5 protein-coding genes are annotated in these 3,880 nt (G+C 72.7%); 3 read left to right on the top strand and 2 right to left on the bottom strand.

The window, feature by feature from the left end; genetic code table 11:
* Positions 1-890: sigma factor (locus ACWGIG_RS37585; RefSeq protein ID WP_453326215.1), on the bottom strand; the 890-nt coding region annotated here is incomplete at its 3' end.
* A 179-nt stretch (positions 891-1,069) separates the two neighbouring features.
* Here ACWGIG_RS37585 and ACWGIG_RS37580 point away from each other — a divergent pair.
* Positions 1,070-1,495, top strand: a complete 426-nt coding sequence (locus ACWGIG_RS37580) for an SsgA family sporulation/cell division regulator (RefSeq protein ID WP_453326214.1) — start codon at positions 1,070-1,072, stop codon at positions 1,493-1,495.
* Between the two features lie 333 nt (positions 1,496-1,828).
* Positions 1,829-2,650 carry a MerR family transcriptional regulator gene (locus tag ACWGIG_RS37575; protein ID WP_453326213.1) on the top strand — a complete coding sequence of 274 codons (822 nt, stop codon included), beginning with the start codon at positions 1,829-1,831 and terminating at the stop codon, positions 2,648-2,650.
* A 147-nt stretch (positions 2,651-2,797) separates the two neighbouring features.
* Here ACWGIG_RS37575 and ACWGIG_RS37570 read toward each other — a convergent pair whose 3' ends face one another.
* On the bottom strand, positions 2,798-3,055 hold the full coding sequence (locus tag ACWGIG_RS37570; RefSeq protein ID WP_453326212.1) for a hypothetical protein: 258 nt from the start codon (positions 3,053-3,055) through the stop codon (positions 2,798-2,800).
* Positions 3,056-3,239: 184 nt separating this feature from the next.
* Between ACWGIG_RS37570 and ACWGIG_RS37565 the strand changes: the two genes are divergently transcribed.
* Positions 3,240-3,880 (top strand): methyltransferase (locus ACWGIG_RS37565; RefSeq protein ID WP_453326211.1); only part of this gene is annotated, 641 nt, incomplete at its 3' end.

Below are 3,880 nucleotides of genomic sequence, written 5' to 3'. Positions count from 1 at the left end.
TTCGAGCCGCCGGTCAGGACGTGGCGTACCGCATGCAGCGGCCCGGGCCCGGGCCCGCCCACCACTGCCGACGTCGACGCCGACGCGGCAGCGGCGCCACCGGCCGCCGGCACCAGGAACTTGGCCGCGCCGCCCAGCACGAAGATCAGCAGCGCCGGTCCCACCAGCGCGGGCAACCGCGTATTGGCCTGCATCAGTACGGCGAGCCGGTCCCGGCAGTCCGCACAGTCGTCGAGATGCCGCTGGAGCTTGTCCGACTGCCGCTCGGAGTCCACGCCCCGTACATGCGCGGGTATGCGCTCCCAGTACGCATCGCAGGCCGGGTCGTTCGGCGTTCCCGGGTGGGCCCGCAGAAACGCCTGCCGCATCCCCTCACGCGCCCGGTGCAGCAGCACCGCCGTGGCGCCGCGTCCGGTGCCCACCCCCCTGGCCACCGCTTCCAGCGGCTGGCCCTCCGCCTCGGCCAGCCAGAGCGCCTTCACCCACCGCTCGGGCAGCTGCCCGAGGACGCGCGCCAGCAGGTCAACCGAGGCGATCCGGGTGCCGGGGTCGTGGTCGGCGCCCGTGGCGGCGACGGACCCGGCGCCCCACGGGCCCTGGGCGTCCTGCGGGTCCTGCGGGGTCTCCCGGGTGTTACGACCGACCGTCGCGGCGAGATTGCGCACCGTGGTCGTGAGGTACGCCGGGACGTTGTCGATGGAGTGCCCGGCGGACAGGCGCCGCCAGACGCGGAAGTGCGCCTCGGCGACCAGGTCCTCGGCGAGCCAGGGGTTGCCGGTCAGTGAGCGCGCGTAGGCGACGAGCTGCGGCTGCTGCTCCTCGTAGATCTGCGCGTACGAGGCGGCGGCCGACACAGCGGTGGTCGACACGGCGGCGGGGCCGTCGGGCATGGCAGAACACTCCTGTCCCACTGCGAGGGATTGGATGAGTTCGAAAGCTTAAGTATTGAATGTCCGCTTTGGGGGTCACAGTGGCGCAGGTCACATCAGGTGCTCGTCGAATCGCCGTAATGGAAGCCCTGCGCCGGAGGTCGTAGGGGCACAGGAAACACGCAGAAGTGGAGCCGACCATGACGATCGCCGCATTCGACCAGCCGACCCGTGCCCGCCTGATCACCTCGGAGCAGTCGGAGCAGTACGACCCGGCTGTGCCTGTCGTCCTCCGCTACGACGCGAACGACCCCCTGGCCGTCCACGCCGTCTTCGCCGCCGAAATCACGCTCGACAGCACTCCCGCGGTCTGGACGTTCGCCCGCGAGCTGCTGGATGCGGGGCTGCGGGCCCCGTCCGGCGGCGGAGACGTGCACATCTGGCCGTGCGGCAGGGCGCAGACCGTGGTGGAGCTGCATTCGCCGGACGGTCTGGCCCTGGTCCAGTTCGACACGGCAGTCCTGCGCCGCTTCCTGCTGCGCTCGTACGCGATCGTGCCGGCCGGGCACGAGGATCTGGGTCCAGGCCTTGAGCGCGGGCTCGCCGCGCTGTTCGGCGGGGTCTGACTCAGAGGACCCGGGAGCCCCGCCGACGCGCGTGGGCGCGTGCCTCGATCGGATCAGCGGCTCGCCGGGCGCCGCCGCCCTCGTACAGGGTCCCGCGCAGCTCCCGTCTCCGGGCAGGCCGGTGGAGGAACGGTCCTGCGGGCGGGAGCAGCGGGCGAGGGCGCGCCAACTCCGCTGCCGGTACGGGAGGCTGCGGGCCCGGGCGACCACGTCCGCCGCCTCTCCGGCCGTGAGGACACCTGCCCGGCACGCGGCGGCCACGGCGTGGCGCAGGGCGGCGGGGAGCGGCTTCTTGACCCTCACACCGTGTCAGGCGCTGAACTCGGAGACATCATGTTCACCATCGGAGACTTCGCCCGGCACGGCCGCGTGTCGGTCCGCATGCTGCGTCACTACGACGCCATCGGACTGCTGCACCCGGCCCATGTCGACCCCGCCACCGGCTACCGGTACTACTCGGCCGCCCAACTGGCCCGCCTCAACCGCGTCATCGCGCTGAAAGACCTCGGCCTGACCCTCCAGCAGGTCCAGCAGATCCTGGACGAGAAGGTCACCACCGAGGAGCTGCGCGCCATGCTGCGGCTGCGGCAGGCCGAGTGGGAGGTCGCGATGGCCGCCGCGGCGGCGCGGCTGGTCCAGGTCGAGGCGAGGCTCCGGTCGATCGAGAGCGAGGGGCACATGCCCACGAACGACGTCGTCATCAAGAGCATCCCGGCGATCCGGGTGGCGGAGCTGACCGCGACCGCCGCCGGCTACGGGCCCGAGGACATCGGCCCGGTCGTCGGGCCGCTCTACGAGGAGCTGTTCCGTCGCCTGGCGACTGCCGGTATCACGCCTGCGGGGCACGGAGTCGCCTCGTACGAGGACGCTCCGGAGGGCGGTGGCAGCATCACCGTCCACGCCGCCGTCCAGGTCGCAGCCCCGCTCCAGGACGGCGACTTCCGGGTGCTCGACCTGCCGGCCGTCGGCCAGGCAGCGACCATCGTGCACCGCGGCCCGATGGACGCCGTGCTGCCCGCGGCCCAGGCCCTGGCCGTGTGGATCGAGGAGAACGGGTACCGGCCGGCCGGATACCCCCGGGAGATCAGCCTGGAATGCCCGGACAACCGCGACGACTGGGTGACCGAACTCCAGGCACCGGTGACCAGGCCCTGAGACCCGGGGCCCGTACGTGGCGGCTGCTCCGGCCCCCGGTCAGTGCATGGACCGCCGGGCCGGTCAGCACGCCGGACCGTGGGGCTGGCCGGCACGTCGGACCGCCGGCCCGGTCAGCATGTCGGCCCGGTCAGCGCGTCGGGCCGGTCAGCCGGCGACCCTGGCGGTCAGCCCGTAGTCCAGCTCCTGCCCGTCGACGAGCAGGGCCTCCACCGTGCGTGAGCCCGGGTCGATGTCGGCCTCCACGCCTTCTCCCGCGTATCGGGGGTAGCCCGAGGAACCCGTCTCGCCGGTCGCCTCGACCACCGCCGAGCGGATGGCCGAGTCCTCGGCGGCGACTGTGCCACCGCCCTCGATGTGCTCGGGAATCAACAGGACCGTGAACTGCGGCGGTTGCGTGGTCATGGTCCGTCATTCAAGTGCCTGAGCCCCTGGATCGCGCGACAGGCACGCGGGAGAAGGACCAGGAACGTCCGGGGAGCACGCACCGGCGGCCCGCCCGCCCGTCGGGCCACGCCCGCCCGGCCAGCCGGGTGAACCGCGCCCGCACGCGCCCGGCCACGGACTCCTGGACCGGTAATTTCGCGCCATGACCACCCCACCGCCCGCCAGCACGGCCACCGCTCCCGCCGTGTCGATGCTCCGTCTGCTCGGCGGTTTCCAGATCTCGCAGGCCCTGTACGTCACGGCGCGCGCCGGCATCGCCGACCGGCTCGCGGCAGGGCGCAGAACCGTACCGGAACTGACCGAAGGGACGGGCCTGCGCCCGGAGCTGCTGCGCAGACTGCTGCGCACCCTCGCCGCCGAGGGCGTGTTCGGCTACGACGAGGCGCTGGACAGCGTGACGCTCGGCGCGCTCGGCCACACCCTGCGCACCGACGTACCCGAATCCGTGCGCAATGTGGCCCTGATGTGGATGGAGACCCACTACCGTCCGTTCGCCGGACTCTGGGCCACCCTGCACGACGGGATCCCCGCCGCCGAGGCGGAGCTGGGCATGCCGTTCTTCGACCGGCTGGCCAAGGACCCGGCGGGCGTCGCCACCTTCAGCGGCGCGATGGGCGACCTGATGCGTGCCGTACGGGCGGACGCGCTGGCCGCCCTGGAGCTGGACGACGTCCGCACCCTCGTGGACATCGGCGGCGCCGACGGCACCGCCCTGGCCGAACTCGCCGTACGCCACCCGCAGTTGCGCGGCACCGTCTTCGATCTGCCGCACGTGGTGGAGGC

The sequence above is a fragment of the Streptomyces sp. NPDC054863 genome (assembly GCF_053610825.1).
This window is presented reverse-complemented; position numbering and strand designations above follow the sequence as displayed.